The organism is Aurantibacter sp., from assembly GCF_042094015.1.
Classification (GTDB): Bacteria; Bacteroidota; Bacteroidia; order Flavobacteriales; family Flavobacteriaceae; genus Aurantibacter.
In genome coordinates, this window is sequence record NZ_JBELDZ010000129.1 from 1 (window position 1) to 935 (window position 935).

General features: G+C 34.2%; 1 protein-coding gene and 1 pseudogene. Both read left to right on the forward strand.

Annotation, left to right across the window (positions count from 1 at the left end; genetic code table 11):
- Positions 1-281: 281 nt before the first annotated feature.
- Positions 282-749: a division/cell wall cluster transcriptional repressor MraZ gene (gene mraZ / locus ACFDSN_RS12055; RefSeq protein ID WP_375240106.1), complete on the forward strand. Its 468-nt coding sequence runs from the start codon at positions 282-284 to the stop codon at positions 747-749.
- A pseudogene (gene mraW, locus ACFDSN_RS12060) lies at positions 736-935 on the forward strand (16S rRNA (cytosine(1402)-N(4))-methyltransferase); the annotation flags it as partial. The gene mraZ and the pseudogene mraW, both read left to right, overlap by 14 nt.

Genomic DNA, 935 nt, shown 5'->3' on the forward strand with positions numbered 1-935 from the left:
GTGCAATACGATTAGCGCTCTTCCTTCTCCTGCTTCAGCATATGTAAAATCGCCTTCTTTCTTTAAAAATTCAGTCCTTGATATTATAGATTTGACTTAACGACAAATGTAGTTCTTTTTTGTTAAAATTTCATTTTTATTATTTCATACTCATTCTTGAAGTTAAAGGCTCTTACTCTCAGTTTTTTAAGTTAGAAATCAAAACTTATTAACAAAGTGGTAAAAAGTGGTAAAAAGTGGTATTAATTCTTTATTTTTGATGCAAACTATGAGTGTATAGCGTGGTAAACTTAATTGGGACATACGAATGTAAAGTAGATGCTAAGGGAAGGTTGATGATGTCATCGGCTTTTAAGAAGCAATTGTCTGCTGTGTTGCAAGATGGTTTTGTAGTTAAGCGTTCTGTTTTTCAGCCTTGTTTGGAATTGTATCCGATAAGGGAGTGGGATTTAATGATGCAGAAGATTAATAAATTAAATCGATTTGTAAAGAAAAACAATGATTTTATTAGAAGGTTTACAGCGGGTGTAAAAACCGTTGATATAGATGCTTCTGGTAGGATTTTGGTTCCGAAGGATCTCTGTTTGTTTGCAGGTATAGAAAAGCAAGTAGTGCTTTCTTCAGCTGTCAATATTATTGAGATTTGGGATAAAGAGAAGTACGAGAAAGTAATAGATGATGCTGTTGTTGATTTTGCTGATTTAGCAGAAGAGGTAATGGGTAATACAGATGTAGATGAATTATCATAGCCCAGTTTTACTGAAAGAGAGTGTAGATGCTCTGAATATTAAAGAGGACGGAGTGTATGTTGATGTGACTTTTGGTGGTGGAGGTCATTCAAGAGAGATATTAAGTAGGTTAGGTGAAAAAGGAAGGTTGTTTGCTTTTGATCAGGATCCTGATGCTCAGCAGAATGTAATTGATGATGAACGTTT